At 60.9% G+C, this 21,667-nt stretch carries 17 protein-coding genes and 1 riboswitch; of the genes, 10 read left to right on the top strand and 7 right to left on the bottom strand.

Annotation, left to right across the window (positions count from 1 at the left end; all coding sequences use genetic code 11):
* Nucleotides 1–13 precede the first annotated feature (13 nt).
* The 9 genes from ABLV30_RS15645 to ABLV30_RS15605 all read left to right on the top strand — a co-directional run bounded on the left by ABLV30_RS15645 (nt 14) and on the right by ABLV30_RS15605 (nt 9,969).
* A complete protein-coding gene (locus tag ABLV30_RS15645; RefSeq protein ID WP_265799887.1) occupies nt 14–1,048 on the top strand; it encodes a LacI family DNA-binding transcriptional regulator in 1,035 nt (344 codons plus the stop codon).
* A 184-nt stretch (nt 1,049–1,232) separates the two neighbouring features.
* Nucleotides 1,233–2,156: a TIM barrel protein gene (locus ABLV30_RS15640; protein WP_009652232.1), complete on the top strand. Its 924-nt coding sequence runs from the start codon at nt 1,233–1,235 to the stop codon at nt 2,154–2,156.
* 14 nt (nt 2,157–2,170) lie between these two features.
* Nucleotides 2,171–3,343: a Gfo/Idh/MocA family oxidoreductase gene (locus ABLV30_RS15635; protein ID WP_265799885.1), complete on the top strand. Its 1,173-nt coding sequence runs from the start codon at nt 2,171–2,173 to the stop codon at nt 3,341–3,343.
* Nucleotides 3,344–3,496: 153 nt separating this feature from the next.
* Nucleotides 3,497–3,598, top strand: a riboswitch (TPP riboswitch).
* A 69-nt stretch (nt 3,599–3,667) separates the two neighbouring features.
* The gene (locus ABLV30_RS15630) at nt 3,668–4,363 is read left to right on the top strand and encodes a TenA family protein (protein WP_265799883.1); all 696 of its coding nucleotides are present in this window, start codon (nt 3,668–3,670) and stop codon (nt 4,361–4,363) included.
* Nucleotides 4,360–5,088, top strand: a complete 729-nt coding sequence (locus tag ABLV30_RS15625; protein ID WP_148851530.1) for an ABC transporter ATP-binding protein — start codon at nt 4,360–4,362, stop codon at nt 5,086–5,088. Before ABLV30_RS15630 ends, ABLV30_RS15625 begins: the two co-directional genes overlap by 4 nt.
* A complete protein-coding gene (locus tag ABLV30_RS15620; RefSeq protein ID WP_265799879.1) occupies nt 5,085–5,825 on the top strand; it encodes an ABC transporter permease in 741 nt (246 codons plus the stop codon). Before ABLV30_RS15625 ends, ABLV30_RS15620 begins: the two co-directional genes overlap by 4 nt.
* Nucleotides 5,826–5,849: 24 nt before the next feature.
* The gene (locus ABLV30_RS15615; RefSeq protein WP_048263072.1) at nt 5,850–6,785 is read left to right on the top strand and encodes an ABC transporter substrate-binding protein; all 936 of its coding nucleotides are present in this window, start codon (nt 5,850–5,852) and stop codon (nt 6,783–6,785) included.
* A 307-nt stretch (nt 6,786–7,092) separates the two neighbouring features.
* The gene (locus tag ABLV30_RS15610) at nt 7,093–8,478 is read left to right on the top strand and encodes a diaminobutyrate--2-oxoglutarate transaminase (protein ID WP_009652210.1); all 1,386 of its coding nucleotides are present in this window, start codon (nt 7,093–7,095) and stop codon (nt 8,476–8,478) included.
* A 9-nt stretch (nt 8,479–8,487) separates the two neighbouring features.
* The gene (locus tag ABLV30_RS15605; RefSeq protein ID WP_160740681.1) at nt 8,488–9,969 is read left to right on the top strand and encodes an aspartate aminotransferase family protein; all 1,482 of its coding nucleotides are present in this window, start codon (nt 8,488–8,490) and stop codon (nt 9,967–9,969) included.
* 342 nt (nt 9,970–10,311) lie between these two features.
* Here ABLV30_RS15605 and ABLV30_RS15600 read toward each other — a convergent pair whose 3' ends face one another.
* Nucleotides 10,312–11,100 (bottom strand): SDR family oxidoreductase, encoded by a 789-nt coding sequence (locus ABLV30_RS15600; RefSeq protein ID WP_265799876.1) that lies wholly within the window; start codon nt 11,098–11,100, stop codon nt 10,312–10,314.
* Between the two features lie 116 nt (nt 11,101–11,216).
* Between ABLV30_RS15600 and ABLV30_RS15595 the strand changes: the two genes are divergently transcribed.
* A complete protein-coding gene (locus ABLV30_RS15595) occupies nt 11,217–11,765 on the top strand; it encodes a TetR/AcrR family transcriptional regulator (protein WP_196546314.1) in 549 nt (182 codons plus the stop codon).
* A gap of 2 nt (nt 11,766–11,767) precedes the next feature.
* Here the strand turns inward: ABLV30_RS15595 and ABLV30_RS15590 are convergent, their stop codons facing one another.
* The 6 genes from ABLV30_RS15590 to ABLV30_RS15565 form a co-directional block, all read right to left on the bottom strand.
* On the bottom strand, nt 11,768–12,511 hold the full coding sequence (locus ABLV30_RS15590; protein WP_265799873.1) for a glutamine amidotransferase: 744 nt from the start codon (nt 12,509–12,511) through the stop codon (nt 11,768–11,770).
* A gap of 104 nt (nt 12,512–12,615) precedes the next feature.
* Nucleotides 12,616–14,535: a penicillin-binding protein 2 gene (mrdA, locus tag ABLV30_RS15585; protein ID WP_004850811.1), complete on the bottom strand. Its 1,920-nt coding sequence runs from the start codon at nt 14,533–14,535 to the stop codon at nt 12,616–12,618.
* 187 nt (nt 14,536–14,722) lie between these two features.
* Nucleotides 14,723–16,519 (bottom strand): allophanate hydrolase, encoded by a 1,797-nt coding sequence (gene atzF / locus ABLV30_RS15580; RefSeq protein WP_025108284.1) that lies wholly within the window; start codon nt 16,517–16,519, stop codon nt 14,723–14,725.
* Entirely contained in the window at nt 16,516–20,121 is a 3,606-nt protein-coding gene (uca, locus tag ABLV30_RS15575) for an urea carboxylase (RefSeq protein ID WP_154924634.1), read from the bottom strand. The genes atzF and uca overlap by 4 nt, the downstream gene beginning before the upstream one ends.
* 168 nt (nt 20,122–20,289) lie before the next feature.
* Nucleotides 20,290–20,925: an urea amidolyase associated protein UAAP2 gene (locus ABLV30_RS15570; protein WP_009652130.1), complete on the bottom strand. Its 636-nt coding sequence runs from the start codon at nt 20,923–20,925 to the stop codon at nt 20,290–20,292.
* A gap of 10 nt (nt 20,926–20,935) precedes the next feature.
* Nucleotides 20,936–21,664: an urea amidolyase associated protein UAAP1 gene (locus tag ABLV30_RS15565; RefSeq protein WP_265799870.1), complete on the bottom strand. Its 729-nt coding sequence runs from the start codon at nt 21,662–21,664 to the stop codon at nt 20,936–20,938.
* Nucleotides 21,665–21,667 lie beyond the last annotated feature (3 nt).

The raw sequence follows: 21,667 nt of genomic DNA, 5'->3' as shown, positions 1-21,667 counted from the left end.
AAGGAAGAGAATCATGTCAGCAAAAAAAGTCACCATGGCGGATATCGCCAAAGAGGCCAGAGTCGGTATCGCGACGGTGGACAGGGTGCTCAATAAACGCACGCCCGTGAAAGAGAGCACCGAACGTAAAGTGCTGGAATCCGCGCGGCGCTTAGGCTTCGCGCTGGAGCAATCCCGCTATCGGCTGGCGGCGGATCGGCCGGCGGTAGCCCTCAGAATGGGCTTCATTCTGCTACAGCAGTCACACTCGTTTTACCATCAGCTGGCGCAGGCGCTGGAGCAGGCGGCGTTACCGTGGCATAGCCCGGCGCAGGCCCCCGCTTTCCTGCATTATGATATTAACGCCATCGACGATATGGCCGCCGCGATCGCCCGCCTGAGCGATACGGTCGACGTTATCGGTATTGTCGCGCTGGATAATCCGCTTATCCGCCATGCGGTCGTGCAGGCCATCGAAAAAGGCGTCCGCGTCTTCACCCTGCTCTCCGATATGAGCATCCCGCAGCGTACCGGCTATATCGGGCTGGATAACCAGAAAGCGGGCCGCACCGCCGGTTGGGCGGTGGACAGGCTGTGCCACGACGACGGCGAAATTGGCATTATCGTCGGCGATAACCGGTTTATTTGTCAGGAAAGCTGCGAGATAAGTTTCCGCTCCTACCTGCGTGAACAGGGCAAAGGCGATCGGGTGCTTGAACCGGTGCGCAGCCACGAACGCGCCGATGTCGCGCGCCAGGTCACGGAAGAGATGCTGCAACAGTACCCCGATCTGAAGGCCATTTACGCGCCCTGCGGCGGCGTGGAAGGTATTGTCGCCGCCCTGCGCGCGCGCCAGCGCCAGCATCAGGTCACCCTGATTTGTCATGGCCCGGTGGATAGCGGCGAGCTGGCGCTAATTGACGGCACTATCGACCTCATGCTTACCCATCGGCTTGATGAATTTGCCGCCGCCACCATCAACGCGTTTGTCCACGCTACCAGCCAGCCGCAGGCGGCGTTTATCAACGCTCTGCAGCCGTTTGACCTCCTCACTAAAGAAAACCTCTGATTGCCGCAGGCGCGGGAAAAGTCGCCGCGCCCCGCTTCAGCTCTGAGTTTGATAAAAAAGTATCATTTATACTATCAAAATAAACCTTGAATCCCATCAAAGAATTTAAATTTCATCATTGTTGGATATGAAATTTTCATTCAATACTGGTCATGTTTTCTCCTCATCTGAAAAGGAAGCCATCATGACCATACATATTGCCAACGCGCCGTGCAGCTGGGGCGTCGATGATCCCAAAAACCCTTATCTGCCGCCGTGGTCCAAGGTACTGGAAGAAGCGGCGACCGCCGGTTATAAAAGCATTGAACTGGGCCCGTGGAGCTATCTGCCGACCCGGGCCGATGAACTCAGCGCAGCGCTGAATAAACAGGGGCTGTCGCTGGTTGCCGGAACGATCTTCGACGATCTGGTCAGCGAAGAGAACTTCGCGAATATTGTCGAACTGACGCATAACCTCTGCCGCAACCTGTCGCAGGTGCCGTCGGCGGAAAAGACGCCGGGCAACCCCTTCCAGCCGCCTTATCTGGTCATTATTGATTTCGGCAATCCGCAGCGGGCGAAATATGCCGGGCGCGGCGAGCTGGCTCCCCGCCTGTCACCCGCCGACTGGCAGCGGATGGTCGACCACATTGTGACCATCAGCCGACTGGCGTGGCAGGAGTACGGCGTTCGCCCGGTTATCCATCCTCACGCCGGCGGCTGCATTGAGTTTGCCGATGAAATCGATCTGCTGGCGGCGCAAATCCCCCATGACGTAGCCGGTTTATGTCTCGACACCGGCCATCTCTTCTATTCGGGTATGGACCCCATCAGCTGGCTGGATCGCCATTTTGATCGCCTTGACTACCTGCACTTTAAAGATGTCGACCCGCAGGTGTTCAGGAGCGTGATTTCCCGCGGCATCGACTTCTTCTCCGCCTGCGCGGAGGGGGTGATGTGCCCGCTCGGCAGCGGCGCCATTGATTATCCGGCGGTGCGCGCCTTTCTCGACAAGCGGGGCTATCAGGGCTGGATCACCATTGAGCAAGAGCGCGATCCGCGCAACGTCGAGGGCAGCCTGCAGGCGGTCACGGAAAGCCTGCGCTACCTGCGCTCGGTTGGTTTTTAATCGGGAGAAAACACATGATTAACGGTATTAAACCTGTTGGCCGCTCCTTGCGCTGGGGCATGGTGGGCGGCGGCGGAAGCAGCCAGATTGGCTATATTCACCGCTCTGCGGCGCTGCGTGACGGATCGTTTACCCTGCTTGCCGGAGCCTTTGATATTGACCCCCAGCGCGGGCGCGAGTTTGGCCAGCAGCTGGGCGTGGAGGCCGGGCGCTGTTACCCCGACTACGAAACGTTGTTTCGCGAAGAGGCGGCGCGGGAAGACGGCATTGAAGCGGTCTCCATCGCCACGCCAAACAACACCCACTACGCCATTTGCCGCGCGGCGCTGGAGGCCGGACTGCATGTGGTCTGCGAAAAACCGCTCTGTTTTACCGGCGAAGAGGCCGATGCGCTGGTGGCCCTGAGCGAAAAACAGCGCAAAATCATCGGCGTCACCTACGGCTACGCCGGGCATCAGCTGATTCTGCAGGCGCGGCAGATGATTGAACAGGGGCTGCTGGGCGAGATCCGCATCATCAATATGCAGTTCGCCCACGGTTTCCATAACCAGCCGGTAGAGCAGGATAACCCCAGCACCCGCTGGCGGGTGGACCCGAAATTCGTCGGCCCCAGCTACGTGCTGGGCGATCTGGCCACCCACCCGCTGTTCCTGGCGGAGACCATGGCGCCGAAGCTTAATATCACTCGCCTGATGTGCTCCCGCCAGAGCTTTATCAAAAGCCGCGCGCCGCTGGAGGATAACGCGCATGTGCTGATGGAGTACGACAACGGCGCCGTAGGGTCGATGTGGTGCTCGGCGGTCAACAGCGGCTCAATGCACGGACAGAAAGTCCGCATCGTCGGGGAGAAAGCCAGCCTGGAGTGGTGGGATGAACAGCCGAACCAGCTGCGCTACGAAATTCAGGGCGAGCCGGTGCGCATCCTCGAACGCGGAATGTCCTATCTCGATCCGCTGGCCCTCCAGGACGATCGGATCGGCGGCGGCCATCCCGAAGGGCTGTTTGAGGCCTGGTCGAATCTGTATCGCCGCTTTGCCATCGCCATGGATGCCACCGACCGTCGCGACGCAGCTTTGCTGGAAAACTTCTGGTATCCGGATGCCAGAGCCGGGGCGCTCGGCGTGCACTGGGTCGAGAAGTGCGTACGTTCAGCAGACAGCGGCGCCAGCTGGGTAGAATTTCACTGATCCTTTGATAATACGCGCCCGGCAAGGCATCAGCCGCCACCGGGCTGCCACGATGCAAAAAAGCCCTTTCTCGCGACACTCACACGTGACAACGTCACCTTTCCTCATAAAATTCACAGCATTGTAATCAAAAAGGGAATGTCGTATAACAGGGGCCAAACCGAGGGGTGTCCCGTGAGGGCTGAGATGGCGTAAGCCGAACCCTTTGAACCTGATCTGGGTCATGCCAGCGAAGGGACGGGTCGGCATTTCCGCCAGTTTTGCGCCATTGCCTGTTCACACTTCTTTCAGCACGCCCGGATCTCCCTTTTTTCAGGAGGTCCTGTGATTCTTCCCGCGTTTACCCAGGGTATTTATGGTCGTCTGCGTCAGCAGGCCGGCGCCGACTGGCAGCACTACGTCGCCCACCCCTTCCTGCGCCAGCTCGCCAACGGTACCCTCCCCGAGCCCGCTTTTCGCCGCTATCTGACGCAGGACTATCTGTTTCTGATCCACTTCGCCCGCAGCTACGCCCTGCTGGTCAGCAAGCTGCGCACCCTGGCGGAAATGCGCGCTGCCGCCGCGTCGATGAACGCCATTCTCGACGAACTGCCGCTCCACGTTGGCTACTGCCGGGAATGGGGGCTGGATGAAGCGACGATGGCCGCCGAAACGGAAGCCGCGGAAACCGTCAACTACACCCGCTACGTACTGGACATCGGCCACTCCGGCGACGCCCTGGATCTGCTGGCGGCGCTGATGCCCTGCGTTGCCGGCTACGCGGAAATCGGCCTCTGCCTGCTGCACGATCCGGCGACCCGGCTGACCGCCAATCCTTATGACTCGTGGATCCGCAACTACGGCGATGAGGGTTACCTGGACGGCGTCAATAACGCCATCGGCCTGCTGGAAACCCTCTGGCAGCAGCGCGGCGGCGAGGCGCGTTTCGCTGAACTCAGCGCTATTTTCACCACCGCCACGCGTCTGGAGGCTAACTTCTGGCAGATGGGCCTTAACGCCGTCGCGGAGCGCCCGGCGTGACGGCTCCCGGAATTGAGGTGCGCGGCCTGGGCCTGCGCTTTGGCTCGCGGCAGATCTTCGACAATCTGACGTTCACTATCCCCGGCGGCCAGTGGGTATCGCTGCTGGGGGCCAGCGGCGCCGGAAAGACCAGCCTGCTGCGTATTATCGCCGGGCTGGCAAAAGCCACCGCCGGTGAGGTTCGCGCCAGCGACGGGCAGCCAATAGACAAGCGGCTGGCGTGGATGGGGCAAAAAGATCTGCTGTATCCGTGGTTAAGCGTGCGCGACAACGTCTCGCTTGGCGCGCGTCTGCGCGGGGAGCGCGTGGACCATCGGCGGGTTGCCGCGCTGTTACAGCAGGTTGGCCTTGAACACTGCGCCGACGACCGCCCGGCCGCCCTCTCAGGCGGCATGCGCCAGCGTGCGGCGCTGGCGCGTACGCTCTACGAAGACCGGCCCATCGTGCTGATGGACGAGCCCTTTTCCGCGCTCGACACGATTACCCGCACGCGCATTCAGACCCTGGCCGCCGGGCTGCTGGTAAACCGCACCGTCGTGCTGATCACCCACGACCCGATGGAAGCCTGCCGCCTGAGCCACCGTCTGCTGGTCCTTTCCCCCGCTCCCGGCGGGATTGACGACGGGCATCACCTCTCCGGCATGCCGCCGCGCGCGCCGGACGACCCGGCACTGTTGGCCAGCCAGGCGGAGCTGCTGCAACAGCTCATAAGGGCTAACGGATGAGCGCAAAACTGTTTCGCGCCGCCGTGGTGTTCTGCGGCCTGCTGCTGCTCTGGTGGCTGGCGACCCGCAGCGGCATTCCCGCTTTCCTGCTGCCTTCCCCCTCGGCGGTGGCAAGCGCTCTGTGGGTCAACCGCGCGTACCTCGGCGAACACACGCTGATCACATTAAGCGAGATCCTCAGCGGCCTCGCGCTCGGCGTTCTGCTCGGCGTGATCCTGGCGCTGTGCATGATTGTCTCGCCTCGCCTTCAGCGCTGGCTGATGCCGCTGGTGCTGACCAGTCAGGCGATCCCGGTTTTCGCCCTTGCCCCGCTGCTGGTGCTGTGGTTCGGTTTCGGCATGAGCGCCAAGGTCATGATGGCGGTGCTGGTGATTTTCTTTCCCGTCACCTCGGCGTTTTTTGACGGTCTGCGCCGGGTTAACCACGACTATCTCGATCTGGCACGCACGATGGGGGCCTCTTTTGGCGCGCAGCTGCGCCACGTTCGCCTGATGGCTGCCCTTCCGGCCCTCGGTTCCGGCCTGCGGATGGCGGCCGCCGTCGCCCCCATCGGGGCGATCATCGGCGAATGGGTCGGTTCAGCCGAAGGATTGGGCTACGTGATGCTTAACGCCAACGCCCGTCTGCAAACCGATATCTGCTTTGCGGCCCTGTTTATTCTGGTGCTACTGACCATCCTGCTCTGGCTGGCGGTGGATGCTTTCTTACACCGGCTGATTAACTGGACGCCGGAATAACGCTCTTAAATAAAAGGACTAACCATGCGTAAACGTGTTTATGCCGGTATGACGATTGCCGCGCTGTTCAGCGGTCAGGCGCTGGCCAACGAGAAACTCACCCTGGTGCTGGACTGGTATATCAATCCCGACCACGCGCCGATCCTGGTGGCCGAACAGATTGGCGCCTTTAAAGACGCGGGGCTGGACGTCAAGATTGTGCCGCCGTCCGACCCGGCGCTGCCGCCGCGGCTGGTCGCCGCCCGCCAGGCGGACCTGGCGATTACCTACCAGCCGCAGGTGCATTTTTTTGCTGATGAAGGGCTGCCGCTGGTCCGCGTCGGCACGCTGATTAATTCGCCGCTGAATACGGTGATCGCGCTGGATAAAAGCATAAAATCTCCCGCCGATCTGCAGGGCAAAAAAGTGGGGTATTCGGTGAGCGGCATCGAACAGGCGACGCTGGCCACCATGGCGCAGCATGCGAAAATCGATCCCAAAAGCATCAAGCTCATCAATGTTAACTTCCAGCTGACCAGCGCCCTGCTGGCCGGACAGGTCGACGCGGTCATTGGCGGCTATCGTAATATCGAAGCGCTGGAGCTGAAGCTGCAGGGGAAAGATCCGCAGGTGATGAACGTTGAGGATTACGGCGTACCGGCCTACGACGAGCTGGTGATTGTCGCCAACCGGGATGAAGTCCACGCGGCGAAAATCAGGGCCTTCCTCAAGGCGCTGCAAAAAGGCGTCGCTTACCTGCGCGCTCACCCGCAGGAAACCTGGCAGACGTTTGCCGCCGCGCATCCCGAGCTCAACACCGAACTGAACAAGCAGGCATGGCTGAAAACCCTTCCTCTGTTTGCCAGCGATCCGGCGGCGCTGGATAAACCACGGTATGAAGCTTATGAACAGTTTTTATATAACAATAAGTTGGTGAAAAAAGTCACACCTTTAACAAATTATGCGGTTGAGCTGCATTGAGTCATGCCATTGCTGGCGGAAACTTTTCGCCAGCAATGCCCGCCCGGCAGTATTAAAAAACGAGAAACTTCCTCACTAATAATTACAATTTTAAAGGTCTTTTATCCTTTAAAACACCTGATTTAAATCAAATGGTTACGTTGGTTTTTGCCTGTGTAAAAATAACGTAAATATACCTTAATCAATAAAACGTTGAATGCGTATCTAAAAAGCCATATATTGTGCCCGCTTTAATGCATGGCGATTCAATTTCTTACACCAATTTATTCAACCAGCGCTCAACCGTAACGCTGGTTGTGGGAGTGATATGATGACGGATAAAGTCCGTATTGATACTTTAGGCGCAGATTTATTAGATGCAAACAACGATACCTTTTTGGCCCGTCAGGCTGAATTCGAATCGAATGTCAGGAGCTACCCGCGCAAGCTGCCCCTTGCGATTACCAAAGCGGAAGGCGTCTGGCTGACCGATGCGGATAATAAACAGTATCTGGACTGCCTTGCCGGCGCAGGTACTCTGGCACTCGGCCACAACCACCCTGATGTGCTGCAGAGCATCCAAAGTGTCATTACCAGCGGCTTGCCGTTACATACTCTCGATCTGACCACTCCGTTAAAAGATCGCTTCTCTGAATACCTGCTTTCCCTGCTGCCGGGCGAAGGCAAAGAATACTGCCTGCAGTTCACCGGTCCGTCCGGCGCTGACGCCGTGGAAGCGGCGCTGAAGCTGGCGAAAAAATACACCGGCCGTTCTTCCGTGATCAGCTTCTCCGGCGGCTACCATGGAATGACCCACGGCGCGCTGTCCGTCACCGGCAACCTGTCGCCAAAAGCGGCGGTTAACGGCATGATGCCGGAAGTGCAGTTTATGCCTTACCCGCACCAGTACCGCTGCCCGCTGGGTATCGGCGGTGAAGCCGGCGTGAAAGCGCTGACTTACTACTTCGAAAACCTGATCAATGACGTCGAAAGCGGCGTGCGTAAACCGGCGGCGGTGATCCTGGAAGCCGTTCAGGGTGAAGGCGGCGTGAACCCGGCTCCGGTCGAGTGGCTGCAGCGCATCCGTAAAGTGACTCAGGAACACGGCATTCTGCTGATCATCGATGAAGTTCAGGCTGGCTTTGCGCGTACCGGTAAATTCTTCGCCTTCGAACACGCGGGCATCGAGCCGGACATTATCGTGATGTCGAAAGCCGTTGGCGGCGGTCTGCCGCTGGCCGTTCTCGGTATCAAAAAGCAGTTCGACGCCTGGGAACCGGGTCACCATACCGGCACCTTCCGCGGCAACCAGCTGGCGATGGCCACCGGCCTGACCACCCTGCGCCACCTGAAAGACAATAACATTGCGGATAAAACCGCCGCTCAGGGCGAATGGCTGAAAGGCAAGCTGGCCGAGATGCAGAAACGCTATCCGGTTATCGGCCACGTTCGCGGTCTGGGCCTGATGATCGGCATCGAGATCGTTAAACCGAACGAAGCGCCGGACCACATGGGCTGCTACCCGGCGGATGGCGAACTCTCCGCGCTGCTGCAGAAGAAATGCTTCGAAGCGGGTCTGATCCTCGAGCGCGGCGGCCGCCACGGCTGCGTGCTGCGTCTGCTGCCGTCCCTGCTGATCAGCAACGCTGAGCTGGAAATTTTCTTCGACAAATTTGAACAGGCCCTGCTGGCCGCCGGCGTAAAACCGGTCTGAGTGGAGTAAGTGACCGCAATGTCCAAGTTGAATCCGATTCTTGCTGGTTCCGCGCAAAGTATTGATGCCTACCAGCAAGCGATCGCCCAGACCAGCCAGGCGGTAGCGCAGTGGCTGCAGCAGCCTGAAATGTATCAGGGGAAAAGCGTTGACGAACTGCGTGAGCGCATCACCCTTGATTTCAACGAACAGGGTCTGGGCAACCAGGCGGCGATTGAACGTGCGATCGAGTACTTCCTGAAAGACAGCCTGTCGGTACATCACCCGCAGTGCGTGGCGCATCTGCACTGCCCGAGCCTGGTGATTAGCCAGGCGGCGGAAGTGCTGATTAACGCCACCAACCAGAGTATGGACTCCTGGGACCAAAGCCCGTCAGCCACCATCATCGAGATCAAGCTGATTGAATGGCTGCGCGCTCAGGTCGGCTACGGCGCCGGCGATGCGGGCGTTTTCACCAGCGGCGGCACCCAGAGCAACATGATGGGCCTGATGCTGGCGCGCGATGCCTTCTTTGCCCGCCGGGGTCATTCCATCCAGCAGGATGGTCTGCCGGGCGATATTCGTCAGTACAAAGTGCTGTGTTCAGAAAACGCCCACTTCTCGGTGCAGAAGAACATGGCGCTGATGGGCCTCGGCTACCGTTCCGTGACGCTGGTGAAAACCGACGAATTCGCGCGGATGGACGTGGCGGATCTGAAAGCGAAAATCGCCGAGGCGCAGGCTAACGGCGAACAGATTATGGCCATCGTCGCCACCGCCGGCACCACCGACGCGGGGGCAATCGACCCGCTGCGCGAGATTGCGGCCGTCGCGGCTGAGCACCAGATCTGGCTGCACGTTGACGCGGCCTGGGGCGGCGCCCTGCTGATGTCCGAGAAGTATCGCGATCGTCTGGACGGCATTGACTTAGTGGACTCCATCACCCTGGATTTCCACAAGCAGTTCTTCCAGACCATCAGCTGCGGCGCGTTTCTGTTAAAAGAAGCCCGTCACTATGAGCTGATGCGCTATCAGGCGGCCTATCTGAACTCTGAGTTCGATGAAGAGCACGGCGTACCGAACCTGGTATCCAAATCGCTGCAGACCACCCGCCGCTTCGACGCGCTGAAGCTGTGGATGGGCCTGGAGGCGCTGGGCCAGAAGCAGTACGCGGAAATCATCGATCACGGCGTGACGATGGCGCTGAACGTGGCGGATTACGTCAAAACGCAGCCGACGCTGGAGCTGGTCATGCAGCCGCAGCTGGCAAGCGTGCTGTTCCGTTCCCGTCCGCAGCAGATGGCGGGCAGCGACGATGCCGCGATCGCCCTGCTCAACCAGCGGGTTGGCGATGCGCTGCTGGCTTCCGGTCGCGCTAACGTCGGCGTGACCGAGCACAACGGCGTCACCTGTCTGAAGCTGACGCTGCTGAATCCGATCGTGACCTTAGAGGACGTGAAGGTGCTGCTGAGTCTGGTAGAGCGTACCGCCCAGGAGCTGCTGGCGCAGTAAATTTGTTTTCGCATTAACCTTGAAAGCCGATAACTCACCTTATCGGCTTTTTTATTGGTTTTTCGCCCTGAATTTGTGACGTTGTCACGATATTGAGGCTACCGGCCTGAAGATGGCTGGGAACCTGTAGCCCGGACAGGTGCGCAGCACCGCCTCCGGGTATTCTGCCACTCAGCGCTCTTCTCCCGGGGGCGGCGCAAAGCACCTGCCCGGGCTACCGGCCCGATGATAGCTGTGCGCAGCACTGCCTTCCAAAGGCGTTGTATCTGCGCCGGGCGTGACATGGCGGGATGTTGTCGCACCGTGTATCGACTCTCCTTTCCCATACACGGTGCGACAAACTCACAATCGCGACAGGTAACGGGCCGCGGGTTCAGATTGCGCAAAGCCGGGGAGCATGGCCTGACGCGTCGCGTTCAGCGCCTGCCACTGCGTCTCATCATGCAGCGGCGGTATGGTCACCGATTCGCGGCGGTCGAACCCCACCAGGGCGGCATCCACCAGTTTATCCACCTCCATGACGCCGGGAATGGTATCCACATCTTTGCCGCTGTGCTGCCAAATCTCGGTGCGTGTTGCCGCCGGCAGTACCGCCTGAACGTATACGCCTTTCGCGCTCAGCTCAACGTCGAGCCCCTGCGAGAGAAACAGCACAAAGGCTTTCGTGGCGCCGTAGACGGTCAACCCCATTTCCGGACCCAGCCCAACGACCGACGCAATGTTGACAATCGCCCCCTCTCCGGCCTCGGCCAGACGCGGCGCGATCGCGTTCGCCAGGCGAGCCACAGAGGTCACGTTGAGGGTAATCAGGCGAGTGATATCGTCACTGCTCTGGTGGAGAAAATCACCGGGAATCGAGGTGCCGGCATTGTTGACCAGAATCCTGATACGCGCGTCTTCCCGCAGCCGCTGCTCCACGGCGGCGATGTCGCTATCCTGGGTTAAGTCGGCCTGCAGGATGTCGACCTGAACGCCGGTTTCGTCGCGCAGCCGCTCGGCCAGCGCCGTCAGCCGCTCGTGATTACGCGCTACCAGCACCAGGTCGTGGCCGCGGCGGGCAAAACGTTCGGCATAGACTGCACCAATTCCGGTCGATGCGCCGGTTACCAGCACCGCTGATTCACTGCTCATAGGTGTACTCCTCAATTTATACATGATGGTCGTCATGTATAATGGCACGGGCTGGGTATGCTGTAAATAATGTTATATGATGGTCATCATAAATAATTTCGCAGCAGGACGACGCCATGAGAGTGAGCAGAAAACAGGTTGAAGAGAATAAGCAGACAATCCTGACCGCCGCCGGGCGGTTGTTTCGCGAGCGGGGTTTTGACGCGGTCACGGTCACCGATATTATGAAATCAGCCGGTCTGACCCACGGCGGATTCTACGGCTACTTCAAATCGAAGGATGACCTGATCGCCCAAACCCTCGCGGAACTGAAGATAGAGAACGACGCGGCGAAAAACGACGTCGTCGCGCAAATCGAGCGTTATCTTTCCCCCGAACATCGGGATAATTTTGCCAGCGGCTGCCCGCTGGCGGCGCTGGCGGCGGAGACCATCCGCCAGTCCGAACCCGCGCGTGACGAAATGAGCGCGCGGCTGCAGCAGCAGATAGCGCAGCTCAGTGAAGCGATGGATGATCAGGACGCTGAAGCCAGCCGCCGCGCGGCGATTGGCAGCTGGTCGGCCATGGTCGGCGCGTTAATTCTGGCGCGGATGACCGCGGATTCAACGTTTTCCGACGAAATCCTCGGTGAAACGGCGGCCTGGCTCGCGGAAAAACAGCGCTGAGGTTAAGCCGGGTTCAGGTCTGGCTGCAGGTAGCCTGCGACAAAGCGGGTCAGAATCGCCGAGGCCACCGGGCTCTCCACAACGTCACGACTCAGCCTGTCCGGGTCAACCCCCTCGTTGCGCAGCGCCGCCTGGCGGAACGCGATCAGCGAGCGGGCAATCGCCGGGGTGATCTCCGGATGAAACTGCGTAGAAACGGCATGCGCGCCGTAGCGTACAATCTGATGAGGATCGTGCTGCGACGAAGCCAGCACCTTCGCCCCTTGCGGTAATCGGGTGACCGTTTGCATATGCGTGAGGTGCGCGCTGAACGGCGCCGGGTGGTCAGCCAGCAGACGATCCGCCAGGCCGTGGGCGGACAGCGAAATGGTTTTACTTCCGGCTTCGCGTCCGGCTGGATGGTAGTCCACCTCACCCCCCAGGGCGTGCGCCATCAGCTGATGCCCGTAGCAGACGCCAAACAGCGGCATCTCTATCGCCATCGCCTCGCGGATCCAGGCCGCGGTCATTTCACTCCACGGCAGGCGTTCGGTCACCATATCCCAGGAGCCGGTAATCACTGCGATGGTCGCGTTATCCGGCGCGGGAAGCGGCTCTCCGGCATAGACGCGCGCCACGCTGATTTTATTGCGCCACGGCGCCAGTAAATTGCCAAACCAGAGGGGAAGATCGCCGTGGTCGGAGACGATTTCATCCGGCGGAGTCCCGGTTTGTACAAGAAGAAGCGTATTTCGGCTTAACGACATCAGAGCGCCTTTTTTCACAGCAACACAGAACGCTACTATGAGCAAAAGCGCCGGCGGCGGCAAATAACCAATCCGCTAACGCTTATGCTCAGAGTGAATAACGTTTACTGCGCGTCGGCGCTCTCCACCTGCGGCACCGTCGACGTCGCGCCCTGTTCCGCCGGCGCGTTGGCCGGGTCGAAGATATGGTCGAGGATGGCGCGCGCCGTCGGCCCCGCAACCACGCCATCGCCGCCACCGTTCTCCAGAATCAGCGCCATCGCCACCTTCGGATGCTGATAGGGGGCAAACAGGGTATAGAAGATATGGTCGCGCAGGCGCACCGGGATCATCTTCGCGTTGTAGGTCTGGTTCTCCTTCAGGCTGAAGACCTGGGACGTCCCGGATTTTGCGGCGATCTGGTACGGCGCGGTATGGAACAGCTTATAGCCGGTGCCGTTTGGCAGGTTCGCCATGCCGTACATGCCGTTGCGCACCACGCCCCAGTACGGCGAATGCGGATCGCCAACCTGCGGCAGATCCTGCGGCGGCTGATAGCGCTCGACCTTATTACCCTGCTTCATGGAGTAAAGCAGATGCGGATTTTGCACTTTGCCGTTGTTAATCAGGGTCGTCAGCGCCTTGACCATCTGGATCGGCGTGGCAATCCAGTAGCCCTGACCGATACCGACGGAAATGGTATCCCCCTGATACCACGGTTTTTTATGCACCCGCTGTTTCCACTCCCGGCTCGGCAGCACCCCGGCATACTCTTCGTTAAGATCGATGCCGGTAGACTGACCGTAGCCAAACTTGCTTAGCCACTCGTGAATGCGGTCGATACCCATCTCAAACGCCACCTGATAGAAGAAAGTATCCGCAGATTCTTCTATCGCTTTGGTGACGTTAAGCATGCCGTGGCCGCTCTTCAGCCAGTCGCGGTAGCGGCGCTGGGTCCCCGGCAGCGTCCAGGTCGGCGCGCCGAAGAAGGAAGTGGTTGGCGTGATCACGCCCGCAGACAGCGCCGACAGCGCCATGTAGGGCTTCACCGTCGACGCGGGCGGATAGAGACCCTGGGTGACCCGGTTAATCAGCGGCCGGTCCGGGTTATCGAGCAGCGAACGGTAGGCCTGATAGCCGATGCCCCTGACAAAGGGATTGGGATCGTAGCTGGGGCTCGACACCATGGCCAGCACGCCGCCATCGCGCGGATCGACGGCCACTACCGCCGCGCGCTGCCCCTTCAGCACCGACTCGATATACTGCTGCAGGTGCAGATCCAGCGTCAGGTAGATGTTCTTCCCGGCCACCGGCGGAACCTCTTTTAGCAGACGCACGACCCGCCCGTGGTTATCCACTTCCACTTCCTGATAGCCGGTGGTGCCGTGCAGCGCTTTCTCGTAGTAGCCTTCAATGCCCTGCTTGCCGATATTGTGGTCGGCGGCGTAGTTCTCTTCTTCCCCGGCTTTGGCCAGCTTTTGCAGATCGCTGTCGTTGATCTTCGAGACATAGCCAACCACGTGCGCCAGTTCGGCGCCGTAGGGATAAGCGCGCTGCTGATAGCTCTCCACCGTGACGCCGGGGAAATGAAACTCATTGACCGCAAAACGCGCCACTTCAACATCGCTCAGGTCCGATTTTAACGTCACCTCTTTGTAGCGGCTGTTGTGGTGCATATCGTCGCGGAAGTCGGCGATATCCTGCGGGGTTAAATCAACGATCGGCGTCAGCTGCTGCAGCAGCGCCGTCATATCGGCGATTTTGCTCGGGATCACCTGCAAACGGTAGAGGGTAATATTTTGTACCAGCGGGATGCCGTTGCGGTCGAAAATCAGCCCCCGGCTCGGCGCGATGGGCAGCATTTTAATGTCGTTCTGGTTTGAACGCGTCTGATAAAAGTCGTGCTGATCCACCTGCAGGCGGTAAAGATTAAGGATCAGGATGGCGAAGCAAATCACCACCAGTAGAAACGCAATGACGGCACGGCGGATAAATAGCATCTTTTCCGCTGAATGGTCGCGAATTTCATCTCTCATTAGGGACATTAGCGGTCATTTACCTGGGTTACAAAGTGCCTGAAAAGGGAAAAGCGGGGAAGAATAGCGTTATCGCAGCGGGAGCCCTACCGAAAGGTTGCTAATGATCTGGCAGAAATGTTTCAGCATGTTAGAAATTTAAGGTGACACTGTCACCAACCCCCCTCCATCAAAAAGCGATGGAGGGGGTTGTAGTTTAGCGTGCCAGCCAGGCGCGCCAGCCGCCGTAGGCGGTAATCTCCGTGGCTTCGCCTAATCCATTGGCTTCGCAGATAAAGCCCGCTAACCGGCGTCCGTCGGCAAGCTCAACTTTTCCCAGGCCCAGCGGCGCGGGGATGGCCGCCAGCAGCGAACCGACCTCCGCGCTGGGTAGCTCCCACACTTCAACCGCGATCGACGCCCCGCCGCTATCGGCGCGAACCATCGCCGGGCGTTTGCCGTCCGCGAGAGCGTATAAACGATAGTGCGGCGCGCTGCGGGTCGCCTGCAGCAGCCGACCGCCCCGCGCCAGCAGCTGGCCGTTAAGCGGCAGGCCAGAGAGATGAGCGCCGCAAACAACCAGCGCCATTCGGTCATGCCCGGCGACGCGTTCAGGCGGCGGGGTTTCCAGCCGCGCTCCGCCCGCCAGCGGCAGCCGCTCAGCGCGCTGAAACGCATCGGCCAGGCCCAGTAAATACTGGTCGGTAAAGGCCCGGCCAAACAGCGTGACGCCCGAAGGCAATCCGTCCGGCATAAATCCGCATGGCACGCTCACCGCGGCATAGTCCAGCAGGTTCATAAAGTTGGTGTAGTACCCGAGATCGGCGTTGCGCGCGATCGGCTCCGCCTCCAGCTCGTCAAGCGTCACCGGGCGCGGATAGGTTGGCGTCAGCACGCAGTCCAGGGTCTCGAGTATCGCGTCGCACCGGGCTTTGTACTGCTGTAGCTGATAGATCGCCGTAAAGGTCGCCGTGGCGTCGGTGCCCGGCGCTTTTGCCAGCACGTCGCGAATAACCGGCAGCACCGCCTCCGGTTGCCGCGCCATCAGCGGACCGACCACCGCGTAGCGTTCGGCGACCCACGGCCCGTCATACAGCAGCCGGGCTGCCGCCAGAAACGGCGTGAAATCAATCTCAACTGCCACCCCGCCCAGCGCCGTCAGCCGTTGCCGGGCCTGGGAAAACAGGCGTTCGCTTGCGCGGCAGCCGAGGAAATTGAGCTCGCGCGGAACGCCAAAACGAAACCCCGCGGACGGCCTGCCGAACGCCTGACGGCTGTTCCACTGAGGATTACGGCGGCTCCAGGCGTCCTGCGGATCGCACTGTGCGACGAGCGCCAGCAGCTGGCTGGCCTCGTCGGCGGTGGGGCTGAAAAAGGTCACGCAGTCTAACGTACGACAGGCGGGGACCACCCCTGCGGTGGATATCAGCCCTTTACTGGCCTTCAGACCCACCAGGTTATTCAGCCCTGCCGGGACGCGGCCGCTACCGGCGGTATCCGTGCCCAACGAGAAGCTGGCCACGCCCAGCGCCACCGCCAGCGCGGAACCGGCGCTGGAACCGCCGGAGGGATACTCCGCATGATAGCTATTGCGGCAGCGACCGTACGGCGATCGGGTACCGTTCAGACCGGTAGCGAACTGATCGAGATTGGTTTTACCGACCGGCACGGCGCCCAGCGCAATCAGCTGAGCGACAATCGTCGCGCTCTGCTCCGCCCGATACGCAAACGCCGGACAGGCCGCGGTGGTGACAATCTCCGCCAGATCGATATTGTCTTTGATGGCGAACGGCACGCCGTACAGCGGCAGCGCGGCCGGCGAGAGGCCATCCAGCGCCGCCAGAAACGGCTCCTGCTCTTCTTCGCTCAGAATATGGATAAACAACCGGAACTCGGGGTTCAGCGCCTGCGCCCGCTGGCGGATGTCCGCCAGCACGCTGCGCGGCGTGGTTTTACCGGTGCGATAACGCTCCGCCAGGGTTGCCAGGCGTAAATCAAACGTCTGCTGCATCATGCCTTCTCCTCAATAATCACCGCCACCCGCTGCCCGGCGCGTACCGCGCTGCCCGGCTGTACGTGAACCTGTTGAATAACGCCATCGCAGGGGGCCAGCAGCGGGATCTCCATCTTCATCGACTCCAGCACGACCAGCACATCCCCCGCGCGGACCCGGCTGCCTGCCGCCGTTTGTACTTGCCACAGGTTTCCGGAAATCGGGCTTTCCACCCCCTGTTCGCCCTGCCGCAGCGGCGCGTCTCCGCCCTCATCCACGGCGCTCTCCTGGCTGTCAAAATGGGCCTGTCCGCTGGCTATCCAGCGATCGCGTTCGGCGTTAAACGCCTGCTGCTGATGCTCGCGAAACGCGCCGATGCTGTGCGCTTCGCGGCGGAGAAACTGCTGGTATTCCGCCAGCCGCAGCGTGCTGTGCTCAATGCGCAGCGGGTAGCGTCCGAGCGGGAAATCGCGGCGAATTTGCAGCAGCTCTTCGGCCGAAACCGGATAGAAACGCAGTTGGTCGAAGAAACGCAGCAGCCAGGGCTTGCCGGCAAAATCCGCCACCTCGCGATAGCGATTCCACATCTGCAGGGTCCGGCCAACGAACTGATAGCCGCCGGGCCCCTCCATGCCGTAGACGCACAGATAGGCCCCGCCGATGCCGACCGAGTTTTCCGCCGTCCAGGTGCGCGCCGGGTTGTACTTGGTGGTAACCAGGCGATGGCGCGGGTCAAGCGGCGTCGCCACCGGCGCGCCGAGATAAACATCGCCCAGACCCATCACCAGATAGCTGGCGTCAAATACCGTATTCCATACCGCCTGTTCATCGGGCAGATCGTTGATGCGACGGATAAATTCCAGATTACTCGGGCACCAGGGCGCGTCCTGGCGCACGGTGGTCATATATTTATCGATTGCCCTGCGGCAGGCCGGATCGTCCCAGGAGAGCGGCAGATGCACCACGCGCGTCGGCACCTGCAGATCGTCGCTCAGGCAGACCGTGGACCACTCGCCGCGCACCCACGCCAGCAGCGTCTCAAGGGGCAACGTTTCCGGCTGAAAATGGATTTGCAGCGAGCGAATCCCCGGGGTGATATCGATCGCGCCGTCTCTTGATTGCGCTTCCAGGGCCTGCATCAGAGCGTGAATGCGGAAACGCAGAACCAGATCCAGCTCCGGCTCCCCGGCTTCCAGCAGCAGATGCGTATCGCCGGAGAGTCGCGCCACCAGGCGTTTGTCCGCCTCGCCGCAGGTCATCACGACAGGCGACGTCAGCGGCGCGGGCTGCCAGGCTATCGCCTGGTGACTTAAGGTCGCCAGCTCGGCGCGCCGCCCTTCCGCCAGCCGCCGGGCGGTGGGTAAATCCACCGCCACGAAACGCACTTTATCCCCGGCCTTGAGCTGGCCTAACTGCCAGAGGTCGGCTTCAATCACCGTTACCGGGCAGACAAAACCGCCGAGGCTAGGCCCGTCCGGTCCAAGGATCACCGGCATATCGCCGGTAAAATCGACCGCGCCCACCGCGTAAGGGTTATCGTGAATATTCGACGGATGCAGCCCCGCTTCGCCGCCGCTGTCGCGGGCCCACAGCGGCTTGGGGCCAATCAGGCGCACGCCGGTGCGGCTGGAGTTAAAGTGGACCGCCCACTCCGTGGCGAAGAACGTCGCAATATATTCCGGCGCAAAGAATTCCGGCGCGCCGTGGGGGCCGTAAATCACCCGCAGCGTCCGCACCTCCGCCAGCGCTGTGCGTAGCGCGGCGGGCAGTTGATCCCCGCTTCTGGCGGCGGCGTGCGGCGCCAGATGCAGCACGTCGCCTCCGCGCAGCGCCCGTCCGCCGTGGCCGCCAAACTGGCCGAGGGTAAAGGTGCTTTTACTCCCCAGATAGTCCGGTACCTGAATGCCGCCGCTCAGGCAGAGATAGCTTCTGACCCCCGCGCCGCTTATCGCGCCCAGCTTCAGAGTCGCCCCCGCCGGAATAGTCAATACGCAGTCCAGCGGCTGGTCTACGCCATCGAGCGTCACCGCCAATGGCGCGCCGCATACCACCGCCTGAACGTCGGTATTAAATTTCAGGGTCGGCCCGTTGAGGGTGATTTCCAGCGCGGCCGCTCCCTCGGCATTGCCCAGCAGGCGGTTGCCGAGACGCAGGGCGCGATCGTCCATCGGCCCCGACGGCGGTACGCCCACCGCCCAGTACCCCAAACGTCCCGGATAGTCCTGCACGCTGGTCTGGGTTCCGGCGCTCAGCACCTCCACGGTCGCCGCGCGGTAGCGCAGCTGCTCAAGGCAGCGGGTCCAGGGCTCGCCTTCGGTAAAGGGCGCAAAGCCAAGAATTTGTTGCAGGTACACGCGGTTAGTTTCTACGCCGTACAGGCGAGTCTCCGCCAGCGCCTGCGCCAGGCCGGCGATAGCCTCATCGCGGCTGGGGCGCCAGGCGATCGCTTTCGCCAGCATCGGGTCGAAGAACGGCGGGACTTCGCACCCGGCTTCCACCCAGCGGTCAATACGCAGGGCTGCGCCGTCCGCCGGCGGAAAGAAGACGTCCGTTAACAGTCCGGGAGAAGGCTGGAATTGCCGCCCCGGATCTTCGGCGTAAATTCGCGCCTGGATAGCGTGACCCTGGGGCCGTAACCCGGCGGCCAGCTCAGGTAGCGGAGGCAGTTCCCCCGCCGCCAGCTCAATCATCCAGCGCACCAGGTCAACGCCCCACACCTGCTCCGTGACGCCGTGTTCGACCTGAAGCCGGGTATTTACCTCGAGGAAATAAAACTGCCGCGCCGCGCTGTCATAGACAAACTCCACCGTCCCGGCGCTGCGGTAGCTCACCGCTTTACCCAACGCGATAGCCGCCGCGCATAGCGCCTGCGCCATCCCGTCAGGCAGATTCGGCGCGGGCGTCTCTTCAATCACTTTCTGGTTACGCCGCTGGACTGAACAGTCGCGCACGCCGAGCGCGATGACCTCTCCCCGCCCGTCGCCGAAGATTTGTACCTCCAGATGGCGGGCGCGTTCGATATATTTTTCGAGAAATACCCCGCCGTCGCTGAAGTTGTTCTGTCCCAGCCGCTGCACCGCGGCAAACGCCTCAATCAGCTCACGGGCGTCGCGACAGACGCGCATGCCAATCCCGCCGCCGCCGGCGGTGCTTTTGAGCATGACCGGATAGCCCACCGCCTCAGCCGCCCGGCAGGCTTCGCCGCTGTCGGCCAGCAGCTCGCTGCCTTCAAGCAGCGGCACGCCCTCGGCTTTGGCTAAGGCGCGAGCGGTATGCTTCAGGCCGAAGGTGCGCAGCTGCTGTGGAGTGGGGCCGACAAACGCCACCCCCGCCGCCTCGCAGGCCTCGGCGAAGGCCGCGTTTTCAGACAGAAAGCCGTAGCCGGGGTGGATCGCTTTGGCGCCGCTCTGCTGCGCGGCGGCAAGGATCTTCTCCGTCACCAGATAGGTTTGCGCCGCCGGGCCGTCGCCGAGGCTTAACGCTTCATCCGCGTCGCGGATATGCAGACTACTCAGGTCGGCTTCGGAATAGACGGCGACGCCCTTCACCTGCATCGCGCGCAGGGTGCGCAGAATGCGGCAGGCGATGGCGCCGCGGTTGGCAATCAGTAAGGTATCAAACATAAGCGGAACTCACAGGGTCGCGGGTCGTCCCGCAAGAATTCGATGTTCCCCTAAGGTCGTCCCCGGGGTGAACCGGCGCTTAAGGTTTGCGCGTCGGCGTACTGTTCAGGCGGTCTGCGCGGACGGCGAAGAGCCGAAAGGCCAGCAGACGCCAGCGCTGCCAGCGGGTCAGTTCCATACCAGCACCTCGGCGGGCGTGGGGTTCCAGCCGTTGCAGGGATTATTTAACTGCGGACAGTTGGAAATCAGCACCACGGCGTTGCATTCGGCGCGCAGCTCAACGTATTTCCCCGCCGCCGATATTCCGTCCTCAAAGGTCAGACCGCCTTCCGGCGTCACCGGGACGTTCATGAAAAAGTTAATGTTGGCGCCAATATCGCGCTTATGCAGGCGGCCATCGTGCAGGCAGGCGCAGAGGAAATTATCCCGACAGCTGTGCATATAGCGTTTATCCTGGGCGTAGCGCACGGTGTTGCTCTCCTGGGCACAGGCGCCGCCGAGGGTATCGTGGCGACCGCAGGTGTCGGCAACGATGGTCAACAGCGGATTGCCCAGATTGGAATAGAGTACGCTGCCGGTAGTCAGATAGGCATTGCCCTGGCGGCGCAGCGTGCGCTGCGGATCGTAGCGTTCTCGGGGGTTATCGGCGTTGTAAAACAGGGTATCAATGGCCTGGTTGCCTTCGAGGTCAAGCAGGCGCAGGGTTTGCCCTTTTTGTACCTCAAACAGCCAGGGTTCCCCTGCCGGGATCACATGGCGATAGACGGCATCTTCGGGACGACGGTTACTGGCGATCAGGGTCATCGCAGCCTCCTTACAGGGCAAAAAGTTGGGTGTTGAGGAACGCGCGCTGGTTTTCATCGCGGGTAAATAGCGCTTCCGCGGCCGCCTGCGCATCGTCAGCCTGGTACCAGCTCAGCTGGATTGGCCGCGGAGCGTACTCAGCGGCAGGGTCCTGAGGATGCGGCAGCGCGGTCAGCACCATGAGGACATCCATCGGCGCAAACAGCTCAACGTAATCTCCGGCGCGGCTGTTGGCGGAAATAAACTGAAAACGGCCATCCTCATCGACGGTGACTTTGCTGAAGAAGTTAACCACCATCAGCAGGTCCTCCAGGCCCAGTTCCCATTTACCCATTTCAACCAGCAGGTTATCGACGCCGTTGCGGTAGAAGCCGTTGCGCAGCTCCTGGTAGCGTCCTGCGCCATATTTTTCACGCGTCTCGTCGGCGTTGAGTATCCCGCCGAACGGGTCGTGCCAGCCGCAGCTGTCGGCAACAATCCCGGCCAGAACGCGCCCCATGTCGGAGTAGAAACAGTGCCCGGTGGTCAGGCGCGCGGTGTGCTGGCCCTTGAGGGTATCCGGCAGATTCAGGCGCTCACTCTTCTCATGGGGATTCAGCATCATCATGCTGACGTTGGCTCCGCCATCGATATCGGTCATTCGCAGAATCTGCCCTTTGCGCAAAATCAGCGAGGTGTGCGCCCCGCCGGGTAGCCGCTCTTCGCGCAGGCTGGGGGATGAGTGAAAAAGTGCGGTCATCAA

The organism is Klebsiella sp. CN_Kp113, assembly GCF_040064585.1.
GTDB classification, from domain to species: domain Bacteria; phylum Pseudomonadota; class Gammaproteobacteria; order Enterobacterales; family Enterobacteriaceae; genus Klebsiella; species Klebsiella michiganensis.
Note: the sequence above shows the minus strand (reverse complement) of the source record. Positions and strands in the feature narration are given on the sequence as shown.